The following is a 22,037-nucleotide window of genomic DNA, read 5'->3' as shown; positions in this document are numbered from 1 at the left end:
GATCTCCTGATTAGTTCAACCGATTTTGACCCGTGGAAGGTACCGCCTTCAGTTGTTGCCGGTTTTGCTGTGACGTCTGTTGACGGGATGCACTCAATTTTGAAAGAACTTCTTTTGTGGGCCCGAACATGGCCACCTGCCCCTCCCTCAACATCAAAAGTTTATTCGTCATTGCCACCATATTGGGTCTCTCCGCCACCAGTACAACACTTTTCTTTTCCTTTTTCAATAATTGCAAAGTGGCCATCAAAGCTTTAAAACCAGATTCATCCAGACCGGCATGGGGATCATCCAGAACCACTACCTGGGGATCATCGTACAAGGCACGCGCCAAAGCAATACGCCGTCGCTGACCGATGGAAAGATTTTTACCGGTATTATCCACCATGAAGTCATATCCTTTGGTAAGTGATAGTATCATTTCATGGCAATGGGCTTTTCTGGCGGCCTGGATTACTTTTTCTGAATCCACTATTTTCAAACGGGATATATTTTCAGCAATGGAACCGGCAAACAATTCGGTTTCCTGGGGCAAATATCCCACATGGATACCCAGATCCTCCCTTTTCCATTGGGAAAGATCGCCACCGTCAAGGCGAATTTTACCTGCAGCCGGGTTCCATACACCCAATATTAAACGCAATAAAACGGTTTTTCCGGCCCCGGATGGCCCCAAAAGACCCAGGGTCTCACCAGGCTCCATATGAAAGGATATGTTTTTCAAAAGCGTTTTTCCCTTTACCACCATCGTAACACTTTCAACATTAAGTGCTCCTTTAGGACGCGGTAATGTCAAGGTAGATTGGCGCTCTCTGGTTTCAACAAAATGAAGCAGGCGTTCATAAGCGGCAAAGGCTTCAGCAACAGATTTAAGAGATTCAAATCCCACATCAAGGGGATAAAAAAGCCGGGCCATGATGATAACCCCAGCAAAAACAATTCCAATGGAAATTTGCTGGCTGAAAAAAAGATAAGTGCCACTGCCGAAAATGGCTGCAATGGAAAGGCCCTGGAGTATCATTCGAACGGCAGCTGTGGCGCACCTGTTATTTGCTGCCTGATACCTATTTATCCGGCTTGATTGAGCCACTTCATGGTATTTGCCCTGCACGGCCTCCAGCATTCCCATTCCAGCTATTAAATCAGCGTGACGAGTGGTAGCAGACAGTAATCTGGCAGCCTCTATATCAGCCCCATGGGAAGCGATGTAACGCTTAGTGTTCAATTGTCCCAATAGCTGCTGAAACATAAAAGTCATGCCCAATCCAATGGTTGCCACCCCACCGAGGAGAGGATTCATGACATAAAGAATCACAAGGTAAAGTACAATCCAGGGCAGATCAAGCCCCTTTGAAAAAACACCGTGCACAACAGCCTCCCGAACACACGCCAGATCGATCACTCCACGGTCATACCCATTGTTATCAGCTGCTGCAGCGTTATTGTGGATTGTTGCAAGCACATGGGGCAACACCCTTTGTTCCATGGCAAATCCCACCCGCATGGCCATCTTGGAGCGCATGTATTCCAGCACCCCCATCACTGTGAGGCAAAAAAGGGTTAACAGGCTCAAGGTCACCAATGTGGCACCACTGAAACTATAGAGCACTCGATCACAAATCACCATCATATAAATGGGAACCATGAGATAAATCAAGTGGATAGCCAACCCAAAAAGAGAGATAAAGATAAAATATTTATATCTGAATTTCAAAAGATCACGCATTCATTTTCTCCATCATTATATTTAATCTGCCAACGCTTTTTTAAAAAAATCATCCCTGCTGCCAAATTCCGGCGGGCTTCCTTTTTGTAAAGTAAGAACTTTATCAACTCCGGACAACAGGGACATTTTATGGGTAATCATAATGACCGTTGTCCCCTGATCCTTGAGTCGCTTCAAAGCGTTGAGAAGTGCCATTTCACCTGCGTCATCCAGATTTGAATTGGGTTCATCCAATATGACCAGAGAGGGTGTACCGTACAGTGCCCGGGCAAGCCCCACCCGCTGACGCTGTCCACCGGAAAGGCTTAAACCGGCTTCACCGATATCTGTCTCATAGCCATGGCTGAATCGAAGAATTTCTCTGTGGGCATCGGCCATTTTTGATGCCTGGATCACCGCACTTGAATCAATGGGACCCATACGGGCAATATTTTCACTGACAGTGCCGGTAAACAACTCCACATCCTGTGGTAAATACCCAATAAAAGGACCCAATGACTCTGAATCAATGGTGTCCACTGCTTGACCGTCCAGCAGAATTTTTCCATGGGTTGGATTCCAAGTCCCCAGTAGCATTCGGCATAAAGATGTTTTTCCCGCCCCGTTATGGCCAACCAGGCCCAGACTCTCTCCAGGTTCCAGGGAAAAAGACAAATTTTCAATTATAGACTCGTCAGCAATTTTAAGTGTAACGGCATCCACATCAAGCCTGCCATTGAACTTATCCATCATACGCCTCTCTTCTATCTCTTGGCTTTCCTTGAGCAGCCGGTCCAGGCGACGATAGGACAATCGTGCAGTGGCGGTCTGCTGCCAGGCGCCAATACCTTGCTGAACCGGGGCAAGTGCCCGTCCCATGACGATGGAAGCGGCAATGATGGAGCCCATGTTCACTTGATTTTTAATGAACAGCAGTGCCCCAACACAATAAATTGCCACCTGCATAAAAACCCGGAAACTCATACTCAAGGCAGTGACAAATTGCCCTTTTTTTCCGGATTTTTCCTGAATATCCATCTCCATATCGTTGATACGGTTCCAGTAACGGGCCGTATTACTGACCATTCCCATTGCCTTTAACAATTCTGCATTGCGAAAACATTTACCAAGCCATTCACGTTCCAGAGCACCAAGTAAACGACTCTTTTCAAGATCTGAATGGGATAAAAAATGTTGTATGACGCCTAAAATAAAAATAACAAATGCGCCCCCTGCTGCTGTATACCCTAAAATGGGGTGCATCAGATAAATCACCCCCAGATAAATGGGTATCCAGGGAACATCAAAAAAAGCAAAAATAGCATTACCTGCAAAATAATGGCGAATAACATTCATATCCATCAGCCCCAACTGGTAAGTGGGAGTACCGGGTCGGGAAGCGTTTTTTAGCATACGATCCAACACCTTACGACCGATAAGGGAGTCCAGTTTAACACCTAATCTGACAAGAATTCTGGATCGAAGAAGTTCAAGAATTCCCAATGTCACCAATGCCAGCAATGCCCCCCCTGTAATGACAAAAAGAGTGGAAAAGCTGGCACTGGAAAGCACTCTGTCATAGATCGCCATCATATACAGGGGAAATGTCAGGTAAAGGGTATTGGCAAAAAGGCTGAAAAAACCTGCAGAAAAAAAATAAGAGAGACACTGACGCAAATAAGTTGCCATGAATTACACAAACCTCGCTGAAGCTGCCCCACCGGGCGTTGATTGTGCCTGGTGTGCCCTGGAAAGCCTGGTCACCACCTCCTCCATGGCACCAGACATAAATACGCGCCCCCCATTCAACACAAGAAGCTTGTCCATGGCCTGAATCAATTCCGTTTTATGGGTCACCATCACACAGGTGCATTGCCTTGTCAGTTTAATGGTGCCAAGCAGATCCAACAGCGCGGCTTCCCCTTGACAGTCAAGGTTGGAAGTGGGCTCATCCAGAACCAAAAGACAGGGGTCACCATAAAGTGCCCTGGCCAGCCCCAGTCGTTGACGTTGCCCACCGGACAAACCCACGCCATCGGGGTGCTCTAAAAGCGTATCATACCCCTTGGGAAAAGTCTCAATCAGGGTGTGAATGCCACACAAGGTGGCCACCTTTTCAACTTTTTCCATATCTACCGGACCAAGCCGGGCAATGTTTTCCGCCACCGTTGCCGGAAAAAGCTCCACCACCTGGGGTAGATATCCGATATATTTTCCCATCTGAGCCTGGGTCCGGGAATAGATGTCAGCTCCATCAAGGGTCACTTTACCAGATATGATGGGCCAGAGTCCAAGAAGCACACGGCAAAGAGTTGATTTCCCCGCACCATTGGGACCAATAATACCCAGAAGTTCACCCCGATTGAGATGAAGAGAAACATCATTAAGAAGAAGTCTGTCGCCAATGGCAAAATTAACATTCTTGGCATGGAGTGTTCCCAGAGGAACCGGCAAATCCATGGGAGGAGCATCGGAGTCAAAATGATTTAAAAAATGGTTTAATCGTCCATAGGCATCCCTTGCCTGGAGAGTCATTTTCCATGTGGTCATAACTTGCACCAAAGGCATCAATGCCCGCCCCATGACAATGGATGCGGCCACCATCAAACCCACATCAAATCCCTGGGTAAGTGCATAACATGCTCCGGCAAAATAGATAACAACCTGGATAAAAGTCTGCAACGGCTTGATAATGGACTGAATCAAACCGGCATATTGACTGCTCACGGCCTGATTAACAATAACCGCCCGATTGTTATTCTCCCATCTGTCACCAATGGCCCCAATCATCCCCATCCCATTGATCACTTCTGAATTTCGCAAAAAAGCATCAATGAAACGTTTGTTCTCCATATTTTTCACATTGGCTGCCCGCATGTTGTCCCGCACCAGAAATTCCTGGAAAACATTCAGTACCACCATAATTATTGCACCAGCCGTGGCAATGGCACCCAGAACCGGATGAAAAAGAAAAATTAATGCAAGATAAAGCGGTGCCCAAGGTGCGTCAAACAAAGCATTTATGGCAGGCGTAGTAAAATATTTCCGAATGGTTCCAAGATCGCTCAACACTTGTTCAGAAGAATGCTCATTCATGTTGGCATGACTATAAAGCATACAGCAATAAACTTTATTGCGAAATTTCAAATTATAGCCTTTACTGGCAACCTCCAGAAGGCGGGAACGGACATAACTGAAAAAAGTCAACAGAATCAGTGCGTATATGGCTGCAATGGTAAAGGTCTCCAGCGATGCCATACTGCCACTGATGCAGACGTTGCCGTAAATAACAAACATATAAAAGGGAAATGTCAGCTGGAGAATATTAATAAAGCAGCTTAAAAGGGCGGCAAAGGTGAAATACCCCTTCCACTCATTGAAAAATTTATTCATGCGGGGTTATCTTCATCTGACCGAATGGCCGTTTTTTCTTTTTAATAATGTCCATGGACGCCATTTCTCTGTTAGTTTCCTGGCCCAGCAGGTCAAACAGAACATATAAACCATACAAAACCAGGGGGCCCATGACCAAATATAGAATAGTTACATCAATGGCAATTAGAATACCCGGACTCAACATAATATAATACCCTTGTGTTTACTTAAATTCAAACCAGCAATGTTATTATATCAAGCAAACAAGGTCAATGAAAAAAATGTTTTCCAGGTATAGACAAACAACATTTTATTTAGCAACAACAGTAATTTCATCAATATAAACATCATCTCTGTTTCCACTGGCATCACACATAAACCGCAGCTTCATATCCGACGGAAAAACGTATGTTGAATTGGGGATGGAGATGGTTTCAAAATAAAACTGACCATTTTCAAAATCCACGCCCTGGGCATAGGATGCCACTGTATGCCAGATACTGCCATCAAAATACTGTACCTGGAAATCTTCATTGCTGTTGTCCATACTCTGGGCACGAAACCAGAATTCCACTTTAATCTCTGTGTAGCCTGGTGTTAAAACATCCATACCATGGGTGTGATAAAAAGATGAGGCCCCGCCACTGTTATCCTGAATATCTGCAGCAGCACTACCTTGATGGGCATAAGCACCACCGGTGTAGAGCAAACAATCACCTCCACCGGGAGTATAACTCCCCCATCCATTCTCAAAATCATCATAGCTCAGAACTGTATATTCTCCCTCGGTGGAAATGGTCACCTGGGCTGTGGAAGTATCAGTGGCCCCATCGTCATCTTCCACTGTCAGTGTCACCGTATAGCTACCGGCCGCACCATAAGTATGAACGGGGGCAATCCCTGAAGCAGCACTTCCATCTCCAAAATCCCACGCATAGCTAACAATCATTCCATCTGAGTCGGTTGAGCCGTCACCATTAAACTGAACCATTTCACCCTCAATACCACTATAAGCACCCCCAGCATCGGACCGGGGAGGGCTGTTATACCCCGATGAACCGGCAGAAACCCTTATTTCATCGATATAAATATCATCTGCATTGCCGCTGGCATCGCACAAAAAACGCAATTTCATATTGGTGGGAAACGCGTAATCAGACTCAGAAATAACAATGGTTTTATTATAAAATTGTCCATTTTCAAAATCCACGCCCTGGGCATAGGAGGCCACTGTATACCAGGCGTTGCCATCAAAATACTGTACCAGGAAATTCTCATTGCTATTGTCCATACTCTGGGCACGAAACCAGAATTCCACCTTTATTGTTGTGTACCCCGGGGTTGATACATCCACACCCGTCGTATAAAAGAAAGAAGATGCGATGCCGCTGTTGTCTTGAATATCTGCTGCAGCATTACCCTGGTGGGCGTAGGTAACGTCGGTATAACGTAAACAATCCCCCCCACCAGGTGTATAATTCCCCCAGCCATCTTCAAAATCATCATAGGTGAGGATCGTATATTCTCCCACGGCAGTAATGGTGACCTGAGCCGTATCGGTATCAATGGCTCCGCCATCATCTTCCACTGTCAATGTTACTGCATAGGTACCGGCTTGAGTATATGTATGGATGGGGGAAGTCCCCACAGCGGTGCCACCATCTCCAAACCCCCATGAATAGCTCACAATGATTCCATCTGAATCAGTTGAGGCATCACCATTAAATTGCACGGCTTCACCTGCCATACCATTATAAGGCCCCCCTGCGTTGGATTGGGGAGAAAGATTTAAAAAAGGCTCACTGATACTCACTCCAGCCGTTGCACTATCAGTGCCTCCGTCGTCATCCTCCACTGTCAGCGTTACGGTATAAACACCGGCTTGAGCATATGTATGGATGGGGGCGATCCCCACAGCGGTACCACCATCTCCAAACTCCCATGTATAGTTCACAATGGTTCCATCTGAATCGGTTGAACCTCCTCCATTAAACTGCACGGCTTCACCGGCTATACCAGTGTAAGAGTCCCCTGGATCGGACTGAGGGGGGGTATTATGACCTCCCAACGAAGCTGCAGAGACCTTTATTTCATCAATATAAACATCATCTGCATTGCCGCTGGCATCGCACATAAAACGCAACTTCATATTGGTGGGGAATGTGTAATCTGACTCAGAAATCACAATGGTTTTATTATAGAATTGTCCATTTTCAAAATTCACACCCTTGGCATAGGACGCCACTGTATGCCAGGTATTACCATCAAAATACTGCACCTGAAAATCTTCATTACTGTTGTCCATGCTCTGGGCACGAAACCAGAACTCCACCCTTATTGTTGTATATCCCGGGGTCAATACATCCACACCCGTGGCATAAAAGAAAGAAGATGCGACACCGCTGTTGTCTTGAATATCTACAGCAGCCCTGCCCTGATGGGCGTAAGTACCGCCGGTATAGCGCAAACAATCCCCCCCGCCAGACGTATAATTCCCCCAGCCATCTTCAAAGTCATCATAGGTCAGAATCGTATATTCCCCGAGGGCGGTAATACTTACCTGGGCCGTGGAACTGTCTGTGGCCCCATCGTCATCCTCCACCGTCAACGTTACCGTATAGGTACCGGCGTCAGCATATGTATGTGTGGGAGCAATGCCAACAGCATTTTCTCCATCCCCAAAATCCCAGATATAATATTCTATGGTCCCATCGGAGTCTGAGGAACCATTCCCATTGAATTGAATCGCCTCCCCGGCCATAGCGCTATATACCCCCCCTGCGTCGGATTTTGGGGGAATATTTGGGGTACTGCCAAGGATAAAAGAAGTACTTTCAAAAGTTGAAAAGGAACCTCCCGACGCATGAATAAGATCTCCTTCCATCAATTCATAGGAACCAGACAGGCCATCCCCGTACGAATCGTAAATGGTAAAAATATAATTTCCTTCAGACAGACAAAAAGTTTCCGTATCTGTTGAATTGGCAGTAATATAGGGTCCACCAGAATAAACAACTGCGCCGGTGTCATCTTTTAATTCCCAGGTGGTTTCTGAAGGGTACTGGTCAAGAATTATTGTTAAAACCAATTCGTGCTGATCACATACGGCAGCCATCTCAACAGCGGTCCCCGCATCCACCAGCCCATAACCACTGTACCTGTCCCAACCTGCGTCAGACTCAATATTTTCAACATCCCGGGCAGTATCTATTAATTGATCCCGCACCTGGGCCGGCGTCCAGTGGGGATGAAGGGATTTGACCAAGGCAGCCACACCTGCAGCAAAAGGAGTGGCACAGGAAGTGCCATTAAACCACTTGGAATAATCACTGTTATCATATCCCCCTGATCCCATGATATCCGTTGCAGGTAAAATTGTCGGAGCAATTATATCTACGGCATCTTTGGAATCCGGCGCTGAACTTCCGTAGTTAGATCCCCACCACCGCTCTCCATCACAAGTATACCCATTGGGATCCGGTGCAACATCGGGATTTAATTCGCTGGCAAGGCTGCTGCTGCGTTTTCTCCCATCACAGGGGTTAGCCGCCCCCACGGCAATGACAAATGGACTAGATGCAGGATAACTGATGGAAGAAAGGTTATCATTTCCCGTTGCTGCCAGCAATGTCACGCCTTTGTTATAAGCATATTCCAATGCGGTCTCAGTGGCAGCATCGGTGGAAATATCTGCCCCCAGACTCATGCTGACAACATCAACACCATGATCTGCAGCATAATACAATGCCTGTTGAATTTTAGAAAAATACATGGCACCGTCACTGTCTGCAACCTTAAGGGGCATAATACTACAGCCCCCGGCAACACCGGCAACACCCTTTCCATTGTCTGCAATGGCTCCCGCAACACCTGCACAGGCGGTTCCATGCCCTAAAACATCATCAGGATTGGTGTCATTATCTCCAAAATCATAGCCATCCACCAGTCTCAAATCCGGATGTTCCAGATCAACGCCGGTATCAATAATCCCAATAACAACCTTATCATTGCCATAATTAATATTATAATTCTGTTTTAAAAAGCCCCAGGCCGCCTCAATGTTTCCATCAAAACCAGGAGTACCCACGGGGTTGCCGAAGGGATGTCCCCCTGCCCCCCATTTATAATCCAGCAGCTGCCCTGTATTGTTATGCCCCCATTGATCCACATAAAAAGGATCACTGGTTGCCACCGCCGGATAAGCAATCCAGTCAGGTGTAGCATTTTCAACACTCTGATCTCTTTTAAACTCTTCCACCAATGCTTTTATATCTGCATCATTTTCAAGCTCTATGGTAAACCAACGATTTGCTCCCAAAGCGTTGGATAACAAAGCATTTTTCAAACCTGAAAAAAGGGGTTTAAACCGTTTCACATTCAATTGACTCAATTTCAAATCAATTGAACTCAACCCTGTCACAATTTTTTGTCCGCCAAAGTTGTTCTGTGAATTTAAATTTAATGAAGTGGTTTTAAATGCACTTGAAGATATTTTCACCAAAAATCGATTATTTGCATGGAGGGGACGGTGTCTATATTTTCCATCAGAATCCACCGCCTTGGGCATAACAGAATGCGCTGGCCCACTAAGACAAAAACAAACAATAAAGATTATCGCTAAAAAAATATTTTTTTTCATAACAGATCCCCTTGCTAAATTTATTGTTTTCCCACGACTTTTTTGTCCAGCCACATCTTAGAGATATCATTGGTTTTACTTTTACATCCAGCAATATTTTTGTCAATGTATTTTATAAATTCAATAACTTAAAATACTTTTTTAGGCGGGAAAGGAGATTTAAATATTTTTATTATTTTCACCCGAACGAAGGGTTGTTTTGCAACAAAAAATACAAACTCTAATTTCAGGGAAGGAGTATTAAGCGGTTCAAAATGAAGGGAATAAGAAATTCATAAAAATTCAGTAAAAATCCTGGGCCATGGAACCAGGATTTTTACTAATAGAAATCGGCATTTTTCATTTCTGATTGCATTTTACAGAACAATTTCCCCATTTCAGGGGGAATCTTTCAAAAAAGAGCAAGCTACTTTTGGACATATGGTAGATACCGAAAAACTACGACAATATTTTAAGGTTATTAAGAGACTGCAAATGAAAAACAATCAATCTCATAAGGCCATTTCTAACCCAACCAGCTAAGATAGAATCATCCAATTCATTCATTTTTCCAACATCAACGCAGCGAAAACCGCCAAAAGACCTTTTTTCCCCGCTTTTTTCAAGATCAATTTTTTTGGCAACCAACACCCCATGCGTTTCCAGCTCACTACAGGCACCTTGGGTCACTTTGACATCTTCCTGGTATGCCTTTAAAAAATCAATGGCTTTCTGGGTCAAAGGGGCTGGTTGTCCATCTGCAGTAAAAAGAGGTTCACCCTGATCAGAGGCAAAGTGAGGTGCTTCAACATCAATGCAAACAGTGAAGGCCTGGGGCTGCTCATCACCACCACCTCCAGATTTCCCCCCAAGGATAAATGGATACCTTCGAATATGCGCAGGCACGTAAGGAGCTTTCCAGGAGCCATCATCGTTTACATAAAAATTCTTTTTTTGCCCCAGGGAAAAAAGAGACACCGGAATCACACCATCTGTTGGAAAAACAATGGGATAATATTTTGATGCCAACACCACTTCAGATGCAACCAAAGGAGAGCTCACGATATCCATGGCACTATCAAAGGATTTTACCCCAACAAATCTGAGATTCTGATGAGTGGCATTATTCAAGGGTTCAACTTTTTTAAACATGTTATCCTCTCGTTTTTTTATTTGTTTCATTCTTTTGATGTTTTTCTGTAATTTCAACCAATGCGAATGACAAAAAAGCATATTCAGGAGTAGTTTAAATTAAGGGCTTTGTGTCTATTCAGTAAGAGATTCATAAATTTGACTATATTTTTTCCCCTGAACCGCTTCGGAAAAATTCATTTTATAATGATAAAACGTGCCGGATGTCAACCGTTCGTGGAGCAATTCATCCAGACACATCCGGTTCATTGCACTGGCAAGGGATGCAACATTCCCTGGCTTTACCACAAGCCCCGTTCGGTTGTGACGATTTACCAAAGAAGTTCCCGTGCCCAGCTCAGTGGAAATAAGTGGCTTGGAAAAATAAAGCCCCTCCAGCAATATTTGTCCAAACGCTTCAGCCGGGGTAATCGACGGTAACACAACAAACCGACAATTCTGGATCAAATACTTTAAGTTACTATCAGACTGAAATCCCAACAGATGCACATGGTTCAAGTTCTCTTTTTTGATCTGTTTTTTTAATTGACGGTACAGGGAGCCTTTCCCCACAATAACTATATCCCCATTAAATTTTCTTGAAGCTTCAAGAAGTATCTCAAGCCCCTTGTACCATCGTAGCACTCCGGCAAATAAACCATAGGGTTTACATTCTTTAACAAAATCAATAATCGTTTTATCCGGCCCGGACAATCCAGAAAAGCGTTGTTCGTCCAGCCAGAGTGGAACTTCCTCGACCTTTCGTTGGAACTCATGGAGACAAGGAGTGTTTAAAAACAAATTACGACTGGTAACACATATCTTATCTGCCCGTTTCAGAAAACGCTTCATGATGGGTCGATAAAGCGTTTTTAAAAATTTATTTTTATGGATATCACAATGAAAAGTGACCACCATGGGATTTGAGACGCTATGAATTAAGGTCAAAATTTCAGCCGTGGGCCAGGTAAAATGAAAATGCAAAATATCTGTATTTTTACAAATAGTTTTAAACTGCTTCATGAAAGGCAAACTGACAGGATTTGAATATAAATCCCAAAGACTTTCATGAAATTTTACGGTAATATTATCTGGAGTAGAGAGCTCATAACTTTTTGCCCCGGCGGCCACAACCTCCACCCGATATCCATCCCTGATACTGTGACGGCCAATTTGACGAATAGCCTCCTCCAGCCCACCATTGGTTTCAGGAAAATATGTCTTAAAAACATGTGTTATTTTTGGCATGGACTCAATTTAGAAGACCCGGGAAATTTTTAATTCAAAAACATGGTTTGAGATTTAACAGCTTAACTAAGACACACACGCCACGGCATTCTTAAAAATCTGAATGCCCGACGTTGTTCCTTCTTGTTTTATGGAAAAAGAACCTTGACGCTGAGCACGCTCCAGGTTACAGCACCAATCCGGATGATTAGTAAAATGATTAAAAGCCTCAGGATGGGGCATCAAACCAAACACCCGTCCTGTGGGATCACAAATCCCCGCAATATCCCCCACAGACCCATTGGGATTTTCCGGAAATTTTCCTCCGGCACAACTGCCATCCCCAAGGGCATAACGCATAACCACCTGATTGTTCGCTTCCAGTCGCTCCACCACAGCCCCATCCGCCACAAATTTACCCTCACCATGGCGAACAGGCAGATCAATAACCGGATCAAGCCCCCTGGTAAACACACAGGGGCTCTTCCCATTAATTCCCAGATGCACCCAGTGATCCCGGAAATTTCCGCAATCATTCCAGGTCAGTGCCACGGACCGATCCGTATAATCACCATCAAACCCCGGCAAAAGCCCCAGATTAACAAGTGTCTGGAATCCATTACAGATACCGATGATCAGCTTTTTATCATCCACAAATTTGAGCAGCTGCTCCCCCAGATGATTTTTAAGCTTAAGGGCCTGGATCACCCCGGCACCATGGTCATCCCCCCAGCTGAATCCGCCGCCAAAGGCCAAAATCTGGAAATCATCCAGATTCACCTTGCCCCCCACCAAAGCATTAATATGAACCCTGTGGGCCCTGGCACCGGCAAGTTCAAAGGCTGCAGCCGTCTCCATGTCACAATTGAGTCCAAAACCGGTTAAAACAAGTGCATTTACCGTTGTCATATCATATCTCCCAAGGGCAGGGTCCAGGTATATTTGTTCAAATCGGCAGTCAAATATTTGAATTTTATCATATCATATCTCCAAAGGGAGCGGCCCAGGCGGCCTCCAAGGCATCCAGGGAAAGATCAGAAAGCACTTTCCCATCTGTTCCTTTAATCACAAAACAGGAGTGCTCATCAGTGACACGTCCCACCATGGCACATGCCATACCTTTAAACATCTTTTCAAAAGTGCTTTGATTTTCCGGGGCCACCGTCACAATGAATCGTCCGGCAGATTCAGAAAATAAAAGGGCATCCATTCCAGGCATCCCGTTTTTTTCATCCACCGGCACCCGGGTAAGATCCAGTTCAAATCCCATGCCACCGCCCAGGGCCACCAAGGCTCCATGGGTGGCAAGTCCGCCCCGGGCCACGGCATGGGCAGAGGCAGTCAAACCGTTGGTAATGGCCTTTTCAAGCGCTCTGTACACCACCTTGAATTGATCAAAATTCACCTGGGGGACATTAAGTCCTGTCTGATCCAATAATTCATAATATTCAGAAGCCCCCATCTCATTGGCGGTGGTCCCCAGCACATACACAAGATCCCCGGACACCTTGGGGGCCAGGGTCATGCATTTTGTCACATCATCCACCACACCAGTGGCGGAAAACTGCACAGTCTCAAGGGCCGACACCTTGATGGCCTCTCCAAATTCTCCGGTGAGGTATCCATCCACATACATGCTGTCCTTGCCGGACAACAGGGGGATGCCATAGGCCATGCACGCATCTTTTAAGGCCCGGCAGGCCCGCACCAGCTGGGCTGCCTTGAATTTTCCATCGGGATTTTTCACCGGATGAAACTGAATATCGGGCCAGCAGAAATTATCCACCCCGCCCATGTGGGAAAGGGTGCCGCCCACGGCAATGAGCCGCCGTACAGCTTCGTCAATGGTGGCGGTCATCATATGGTAGGCATCAATTTTAGAATACCACGGCAGCAATGCCTGGGAAAAGGCAAGACCCTTCATGGAGGTCAACACCGGTCGGATCACCGAGGCATCGGAGGGAATATTGTGTTTCATTCCCACCAGGGGTTTTATCACACTGCCCCCCTGGACCTCATGGTCATATTGCCTTGCAATCCACTCCTTGGAACAGATGTTGGGCCGGGCCATCATGCTCAAAATCAATGCATTGACATCCTTTGGCGGGGAAAGCACAGGCTCCGTTAATCCCCGCAGGGCAGGCGGCATCCACAGGGCATCAAACTCCCATTGGGGAAAGCCCTTGTCCAGAAGATCCATGTCCACATAGGCACAGGTGTGATCATTGTATTTGATGTGAAGCTTGCCGGAATCGGTGTACTCACCAATAACTGTGCTTTCCACCTCGTGCTCTTTGGACAATGCCATGAACCGATCAATGTTTTCCGGTTTTACAGCAATGGTCATGCGCTCCTGGGATTCGGAAATCCAAATCTCCCACATGTCAAGGCCGTCATATTTTAAGGGGACTTTGTCCAGCCAGACCTCACAGCCGTTACTGAGCATGGCCGATTCACCCACAGAGGAAGAAAGTCCCCCACCGCCATTGTCGGTGATGAAACCATAAAGCCCCTCATCCCGGGCCGCCAGAAGAAAATCATGCATTTTTTTCTGGGTGTAGGGATCACCTATCTGAACATGGCCTGCCGGGGTATTTTCCGATAATACCTCAGAGGATGCGGTCACCCCATGGATACCGTCTTTACCCACCCGGCCGCCGCTCATCACAATGAGTTCCCCCGGCACCGTTGTTTTTTCATGGCTGGGTTTACCATCCACCATGGATGGCATTATGCCAAGGGCCGTGACAAACACAAGGCTTTTTCCCATGTAACCCTGGTTAAACAGGGTCTGACCAAAGGTGGTGGGAACCCCGCTCTTGTTGCCGCCGTCCTTGACGCCTTCAATGACCCCGTCCAAAAGCCGCCGGGGGTGCAAAGGTGCTTTTAAGGGACCGTCATAGTTCATGTCCCCCACGCAGAACCCATAGCTTCCCATGATGAGCCGGGAACCAAGGCCTGTACCCATGGGATCTCTGTACACCCCCACAATGCCGGTGATGGCACCGCCATAGGCTTCCATGTTAGAGGGTGAATTATGGGTCTCCCCGGTGATCACATAGTTGTTTGTGTCGTCAAACTTACCCACACCGGCATTGTCCCACAGCACAGACACCACCCAGTTTTTTTCATCCTTCAGGGCCAGGGTGGGTTCTTTAATATAGGTTTTAAAGAGGTTGACCTCTTCCACCGTCTCATTTGTGGCCCCGTCCGTGTACCGAAAAAGCCCTTGAAAGGTATTGTGATTGCAATGATCACTGCGGGCCTGGGAGATATATTCGAGCTCCACATCCGTGGGCTGGGAAAGACCTGCTTTTTTACGGGAAGCCACCACATCAGGATCCAGAAAATAATCCCGGATCACAGGAATATCCCTGGAGTTAAGGGCAAGATTTCTTGCATCACTGATGGCCTGCAACGCCTCATTGGAGTCAATGTCCATGACATCGCACTTGGGTTCGTGGTTGAGCAGCACCTTGGGAATAATGGCACCCACCCCTTTGGATGCATCCCACTCAGATCGGGAAAACACCTTCCATTGCTGGATAATGGCATTGGCCAGCAGCTCATCTGCAATTTTTTCCACATCATTTTTGCTTAAATTTTTCCCTGTGAGGCAATACCGTTTAGAGGTGTAAATGCCTTCATCGGGTAAAAATTCCCGTTTTAACAGGTCAGAGATGGCCTCCATGGCCGTGCTGCCAGCGTTGTCCCTTACACCGGGTCGAAAACCCACCCAGATACACCAGTCAAAATCCACATCCAGGGGAGACAAAGAGGAAACCTGAATCACGGGATTGGTAAAAATTTCATCCTTCACCAGTGCCAGGTCATCCGGGGATAAATCCGCCTCCATGGTGACCAGATGTATGCAACGCCCCGCCTCAATGCCAATATCAAAATAATCCCGGGCTTTTTTGATGAGGCCTTGGGCCTCGGCATCCATCAGCTGGGGGCTCAGGGCAATTTCAATACAGGAACGCATTTTATCCACCATTGAAAATCCTTATTATATCATTATAAAATACAAATACCATCAATGCCAGAAGAAGGCCCATACCCAAACGGTTGGCCTGCTCCCGAAATTTTTCACCGGCGGGCTTACCTGTCACCGCCTCATAACAAAAAAAGAGAATATGCCCCCCGTCCAGCACCGGCACAGGAAACAGATTAATAATACCCAAATTCACGCTGAGCATGGCAATGAAAAAAAAGAAACTTGCCACCCCTGCCTTTGCCTGTTTACCGGCCATCTGGGCAATCATGATGGGACCGCCAAGGCTGTCGGCGGACACCGATCCCTTAAAAATCTTCACCACGGATAACACGGTGAGTCTGGAAATCTCCCAGGTTCTCAAAGCCCCATGCCACAGAGCCTGGAAAGGGTTAAGGGAAATGTGTGTGACATCCCCGCTGGCCCCCACACCGATCATATGGCGATTAATATCTTCACCAAAAATATTTTTTGACACACGGGTCTCAGGCACCACCTGGAGTAGAAGATCCCTGCCGGATCGTTCCACCTGTATGGCAAGTATCTCACCGGCACTGTCTCCAATCAGCGCCACCATATCATCCCAGGAAGTCACCGGTTTTCCGTCAATGGCCACCACCACATCCCCGGTGACCATGCCCGCCACCTGGGCCGGGCTGTTTTCTCCTATTTCCCCCACCACAGGTTTGACAAAATAAAGACCGGAAAACTGAAAAATGGCATAAAAAATTAAAAAGGCCAGCAAAAAATTAAACAAAGGCCCTGCCGCCACAATGAGTATTTTCTGGTACAGTTTTTTGTGGTTAAAGGAAAGATGGAGATCGGTTTCAGCCAAAGGTGCCCCGGGCTCTTCCCCCACCATTTTCACATATCCTCCCAGGGGAATCAAAGAGATGCAGTACTGGGTAAATCCCACCCTGCGCCGGTAGATTTTGGGCCCAAAGCCCAAGGAAAAAGTTTCAACACCCACACCAAAAAACCGGGCCATCAAAAAATGCCCCAACTCGTGAAAAAAAACCAAAATACCCAGAACGATGACAAAGGCCACCAGTGAATTACCCATAATACCTCTACAAGCTAAATGGTTTCAACCATTGCCCCGGCCCGTTCCCGGGCCCAGCCATCGGCGGCCACAATATCGGCCACCCCGGGTGAAGGAATCACCTTGTGGGCCGACATGGTGGTTTCAATGATATGAAAAATGTCAAGGAACCCGATGGCGTGATTCAAAAAACCATCCACAGCCACCTCATTGGCAGCATTCATCACCCCGGGCAGTGTTCCCCCGGCCTCAAGGGCCTTAAAGGCAAAATCAATGGAAGGGAATTTTTCTCGATCCGGGGCCTCAAAAAAAAGCCCTGCCAAATCAGGAAAATCAGGAAAATCAAGTCCCAGGTCCAGGCGCTCCGGCCAAGACAGGGCATAGGAAATGGCAGCCTTCATATCAGGAAGCCCCATCTGGGCCATCACCGTGCCATCGGAAAATCCCACCATGGAGTGGACAATACTTTGGGGATGCACCACCACCTCCACCTGATCCGGCATCAGCTTAAAAAGGTGCACCGCCTCAATGATCTCCAGGGCTTTGTTCATAAGGGTGGCAGAATCAATGGAAATTTTGGCCCCCATATCCCAGGTGGGATGACTCAGGGCGTCTTTGGGAGTCAGGCTGGAAAATCTCTCCCGGGGAATCAGGCGGAAGGGCCCCCCTGAAGCGGTGAGAAATATCTTGCGAAGATCCCGCTGGCGGTTCCCCTCCAGGCATTGAAAGATAGCACTGTGCTCGCTGTCCACCGGATAGACGGTCACCTGTTTTTCTGCGGCCCTTGCCATGACAATCTCCCCGGCCATGACCAATGTCTCCTTGTTGGCCAGGGCCACCTTTTTTTGGGCATCAATGGCGGCCAGGGCCGGCATGAGTCCTGCGGCCCCCACCATGGCAAGCAACACTGTATCCACCATATCGTGGGAGGCGGCAACAAGGTAGCCTTTTTCACCCCATAAAACATCCACAGATGAGGTATCAGGGATAAGAGATTTAAGTTCCCGGGCCTTTTCCCGGTTAATCACCGCCACCATGTCAGGGGCAAACATTTCAATCTGCCGGGCCAAAAGGGTGACATTGTTGGCAGCGGCCAGAATTCTCACGTTAAATCTATGGGGATAACGGGCCACAACAGCAAGAGCACTTTGCCCGATGGAACCGGTGCTCCCAAGGATGGACAGCTGTCTCATAGCAGAAACTCCTTGAAAAGATAGGCCACCGGGGCCGCAAAAATCACACCGTCCAGACGATCTAAAACCCCCCCGTGTCCGGGAAGAAGGTGTCCTGAATCTTTAATTCCTCCGGTGCGCTTTAAGGCGGATTCAAACAAATCACCAATCTGTCCTGCCATGGATGCTGTCAGGGCAAAGCCAAGGGTGCCCAAAAAGGATATATCATGAATAAAAAGGGCTTCAAACCCCACCCCCACCCCCATGGCAAAAACAAGTCCGCCCAAGGCACCTTCAATGGTTTTATTGGGACTGATCCGTGGGGATAAAGGTCTCTTGCCGTAATAGGAGCCGCAATAAAAGGCCCCGGTGTCACCGGCTGCCACCATCAGCCAGAGCCATACAATCCACAGACCGCCGTTATCCCCTCCCCGGAGCAACACCAGAAAAGAGAGGAAAAACGGTACATAAACAACCCCCTGGATCTGCGTTTCTATGGCCCGGAGAATATCAGAGCCCGGAGCGTACACCACCAGAACCAGCAATGTCAAAGCCATGACATTCAATGCAGGCATGAGCAGCATCAACCCAAGGGAGGCATTGTGGGCCGCCACCATCATAAAAAAAGCAGTGACACCGGAGATAAGGGCCACCCCGATATTACGCTTTTCTTTGATATAATTGGGGCATCGCCCCAGCACAGACAAAATAAAGGAGTGGGATACTTCAGGGCAGCAGGAATTATCCAGGTCAATATCTGTTTTTGATTTTTTTTTTTCTTCACTCCCCCCGGCATCATCAAAATGGGCAGGATCAAGGCAGGCACCCCGGCAATCCGGGGCATCCCCATGGACGGGAAGGGGAACAATGCAGAAATATTCCCGCAATCCCAGAAGGGATATGACAAATACAAGACAGGTGAACATCAAGGGGGTGCCCCAGAGAAGAATGAGCAATAAAAGGGGCAGCAGAACTATTGCGGTGAGCCATCGTTTGAGGAGCATTGGACCTTCCCGAATCTGCGATCACGTTTCTGGTAGTCCCTGATAATATCCATGAAAGCCCGGTCCGTGAAATCAGGCCACAGGGTATCGGTGAAAAACAACTCAGCATAGCCTGCCTGCCAGAGCATGAAGTTACTCAACCGTTTTTCCCCGCTGGTTCGGATCACAATGTCCGGATCAGGGATATCGGCGGTGTAAAGATGCCGGGACACAGTCTCTTCTGAAATATCTTCCAGACAAAGTGAGCCTGCCGCCACCTTTTCAGCCATCTGTTTAACGGCCCGGGTCATCTCTTCCCTGCCGCCGTAGCTCAATGCCAGATTAAGTCGCATGGCAGTGTTGTTCCGGGTTAGACGGATGGTCTCGTCCACGGCCCGGCCCACATCCCCGGGAAGCCGTTCCTTTTGCCCGATGACCCCCAGACAAATATTTTTATCCATAAGGGTCTGGCGCTCATCTGTGACAAATTTCTTAAGCAATGCCATCAAGGCGGTCACCTCGGCCCGGGGACGCCCCCAGTTTTCCGTGGAAAAGGCATAAAGAGTCAACACTTTGATATTGAGTTTCCGGCACACCGTTACAATGGAACGAACCGTATCAGCGCCTTTTTCATGGCCTCTGACACGGTTCATTAATTTTTTCTTGGCCCATCGACCGTTTCCATCCATGATGACGGCCACATGGACCGGCATCTTTTCTGGGTCCAGCCCATGGCAGGAAACAGGATCAGTGCCTTGATCTATTTTAGACTTCAAGGATTTCTTTCTCTTTTTCCTGGTAAATGTTGTCCACAGATTCCACATAGGTATCTGTGAGTTCCTGGATCTGTTTCTGACCCTTAAAGCTGTCATCCTCTGAGATATCCCCATCCTTTTGCAGGGATTTAAGATTTTCATTGGAATCCCGCCGGATGTTGCGGATGGCCACTTTAAAATCTTCACAGGTCTGACGGGTATTTTTGGCGATCTCCTTTCTCCGCTCCTCGGTGAGGGGGGGGATGGAAATACGCACAATCTTACCGTCACTGGAGGGTGTCAACCCCAGGTTGGCCTTTAAGATGCCCTTTTCCACCTCTTTGATGGCAGAAACATCCCAGGGCTGCACAGTGATGAGGCGACTTTCCGGGATGGCAACAGAAGCCATCTGACTCAAGGGAGTCAAAGTACCGTAATAATCCACCTTTACACTGTCAAGCATGGTCATGGAAGCCCTTCCGGTGCGCACCCTTTTCATATCTTTGTCCAGGGCTTTGATGGTTTTTTCCATGCGATCCTTTGTTTCCTGCAACACTTCTTTTATCATATGCATTCACCTCATAACTTTAATATTCAGCAAGTTCCCAACAAAACCGGGTTACAAAAACAACTATTCCCTTTAAATACAGGGCAGTATCCAAAGCGGAGAATAAGGACCCAAGGTGTTGAAGTCTTACAATATCTACTCTTCCGAGCTATAGATGCGGGTTCCCACTCCCTGCCCACACACCGCAGCCAGGATATTATCTTCCCGGTGAAGGTCAAACACCTGCAGGGGCAGATTGTTGTCCATGGCAAGGGAAATGGCTGTCATGTCCATGACATGGAGTTGGCGTTCCAGCACGTGCATGTAAGAAATTTCAGGAATAAAGGCGGCATCTTCATGGAGGACCGGATCTTTATCATACACCCCGTCCACCTTGGTGGCCTTGAACAGAATCTGGGCATTGATCTCCTGGGCTCTGAGCACGGCTGCGGTGTCTGTGGTGAAATAGGGATTACCGGTGCCTGCGGCAAAAATAACAGCGCGACCTTTTTCCAGATGGCGTACGGCCTTAAGACGAATAAAGGGTTCTGCCACCTGGTCCATGGACAAGGCCGACTGAACACGGGTGGGAACTCCCTTTTTTTCCAGGGCATCTGACAGGGCAAGGCTGTTGATCACCGTGGCCAGCATGCCCATGTTGTCGGCGGCGGCCCGGTCCATGCCGGCAGAACTGCCAGCAACCCCCCGGAAAATATTGCCGCCCCCCACCACCATGGAGACCTGCACCCCAAGATTATGCACCTTGGCCACCTCGCCTGCCACAAAATTAATCATTTCAGGTTTGATGCCAAACCCCTGGTCGCCCATGAGGGCTTCACCACTGAGCTTGATGAGAATTCTTTGAAATTCAGGTCTTTTTTCCATGGAATTATTCTCCCAGCTGAAAACGGACAAATCGTTTAATCTGAATATTTTCACCGATTTTACCAATGGCTTCGGTGGTCATTTCCGCCACACTCTTTTTGGGATCTTTAATGTAGGGCTGGCTCAGCAGGCAGGAATCTTTGTAAAATTTTTCAATCTGACCGTCCACAATTTTGTCCACAATATTTTCAGGCTTGCCCTGCTCCAGGGCCAGGGCACGGTAGACTCCGCGCTCCCGTTCAATAACATCCTGGGGAATATCTTCAGGGTTGAGGCCTGCAGGATTGCTTGCGGCAATGTGCATGGCGATATTCTTGGCAAATTCCAGAAAATCATCGGTCTTGGCCACAAAGTCTGACTCACAGTTAACCTCAACCAGCACACCCAGCTTGGCACCGGCATGGATATAAGAATAAATAACCCCTTCGGAGGTGGCGCGACCGGCACGTTTCTGGGCCTTGGCAAGACCTTTTTTTCTCAAAAAGTCCAAAGATTTGGCCACATCGCCATCATTTTCTGCCAGGGCTTTTTTGCAATCCATCATGCCGGATCCGGTCTGGTCACGAAGCTCCTTGACCATTGCTGCTGTAATATTAACCATCT

The 22,037-nt window shown here is 47.4% G+C and carries 15 protein-coding genes; all 15 read right to left on the bottom strand.

Translation table 11 applies throughout. From position 1 onward, the window contains the following. Positions 1–10: 10 nt before the first annotated feature. Complete coding sequence (locus B9A32_RS10105) at positions 11–1,726, bottom strand: type I secretion system permease/ATPase (protein WP_084069011.1); 1,716 nt, start codon at positions 1,724–1,726, stop codon at positions 11–13. Positions 1,727–1,747: 21 nt separating this feature from the next. Next, positions 1,748–3,394 (bottom strand): type I secretion system permease/ATPase, encoded by a 1,647-nt coding sequence (locus B9A32_RS10100; protein WP_084069008.1) that lies wholly within the window; start codon positions 3,392–3,394, stop codon positions 1,748–1,750. Positions 3,395–3,397: 3 nt separating this feature from the next. After that, positions 3,398–5,098, bottom strand: coding sequence for a type I secretion system permease/ATPase (locus tag B9A32_RS10095; protein ID WP_084069005.1), 1,701 nt, complete (start codon positions 5,096–5,098; stop codon positions 3,398–3,400). 292 nt (positions 5,099–5,390) lie between these two features. Beyond that, positions 5,391–9,578, bottom strand: a complete 4,188-nt coding sequence (locus B9A32_RS21680) for a PKD domain-containing protein (RefSeq protein WP_212637886.1) — start codon at positions 9,576–9,578, stop codon at positions 5,391–5,393. Between the two features lie 579 nt (positions 9,579–10,157). Next, complete coding sequence (locus tag B9A32_RS10080; protein WP_212637885.1) at positions 10,158–10,880, bottom strand: SapC family protein; 723 nt, start codon at positions 10,878–10,880, stop codon at positions 10,158–10,160. Between the two features lie 84 nt (positions 10,881–10,964). Next, positions 10,965–12,077 (bottom strand): glycosyltransferase, encoded by a 1,113-nt coding sequence (locus B9A32_RS10075; RefSeq protein WP_084068995.1) that lies wholly within the window; start codon positions 12,075–12,077, stop codon positions 10,965–10,967. A gap of 66 nt (positions 12,078–12,143) precedes the next feature. Then, positions 12,144–12,965: a phosphoribosylformylglycinamidine synthase subunit PurQ gene (locus B9A32_RS10070; RefSeq protein WP_084068993.1), complete on the bottom strand. Its 822-nt coding sequence runs from the start codon at positions 12,963–12,965 to the stop codon at positions 12,144–12,146. Between the two features lie 67 nt (positions 12,966–13,032). Next, the gene (locus B9A32_RS10065) at positions 13,033–16,041 is read right to left on the bottom strand and encodes an AIR synthase-related protein (RefSeq protein WP_084069136.1); all 3,009 of its coding nucleotides are present in this window, start codon (positions 16,039–16,041) and stop codon (positions 13,033–13,035) included. 1 nt (position 16,042) lies between these two features. Beyond that, on the bottom strand, positions 16,043–17,113 hold the full coding sequence (gene rseP, locus B9A32_RS10060; RefSeq protein WP_084068990.1) for an RIP metalloprotease RseP: 1,071 nt from the start codon (positions 17,111–17,113) through the stop codon (positions 16,043–16,045). 14 nt (positions 17,114–17,127) lie between these two features. Next, entirely contained in the window at positions 17,128–18,285 is a 1,158-nt protein-coding gene (locus tag B9A32_RS10055) for a 1-deoxy-D-xylulose-5-phosphate reductoisomerase (protein ID WP_084068987.1), read from the bottom strand. Then, positions 18,282–19,268, bottom strand: a complete 987-nt coding sequence (locus B9A32_RS10050; protein WP_084068985.1) for a phosphatidate cytidylyltransferase — start codon at positions 19,266–19,268, stop codon at positions 18,282–18,284. Before B9A32_RS10050 ends, B9A32_RS10055 begins: the two co-directional genes overlap by 4 nt. Next, positions 19,238–20,023: an isoprenyl transferase gene (locus B9A32_RS10045; protein WP_269749016.1), complete on the bottom strand. Its 786-nt coding sequence runs from the start codon at positions 20,021–20,023 to the stop codon at positions 19,238–19,240. Before B9A32_RS10045 ends, B9A32_RS10050 begins: the two co-directional genes overlap by 31 nt. Continuing rightward, on the bottom strand, positions 20,013–20,570 hold the full coding sequence (gene frr, locus B9A32_RS10040) for a ribosome recycling factor (RefSeq protein ID WP_084068980.1): 558 nt from the start codon (positions 20,568–20,570) through the stop codon (positions 20,013–20,015). The genes B9A32_RS10045 and frr overlap by 11 nt, the downstream gene beginning before the upstream one ends. 135 nt (positions 20,571–20,705) lie before the next feature. Continuing rightward, positions 20,706–21,434 (bottom strand): UMP kinase, encoded by a 729-nt coding sequence (gene pyrH, locus B9A32_RS10035; protein WP_084068978.1) that lies wholly within the window; start codon positions 21,432–21,434, stop codon positions 20,706–20,708. A 4-nt stretch (positions 21,435–21,438) separates the two neighbouring features. Further along, positions 21,439–22,035: a translation elongation factor Ts gene (gene tsf / locus B9A32_RS10030; RefSeq protein ID WP_084068975.1), complete on the bottom strand. Its 597-nt coding sequence runs from the start codon at positions 22,033–22,035 to the stop codon at positions 21,439–21,441. Positions 22,036–22,037 lie beyond the last annotated feature (2 nt).

Origin of the sequence: Desulfocicer vacuolatum DSM 3385, assembly GCF_900176365.1 — a bacterium.
Lineage (GTDB): Bacteria > Desulfobacterota > Desulfobacteria > Desulfobacterales > Desulfobacteraceae > Desulfocicer > Desulfocicer vacuolatum.
The sequence above is the reverse complement of the archived record's forward strand: the minus strand, read 5'-3'. Positions and strand labels throughout refer to the sequence as shown.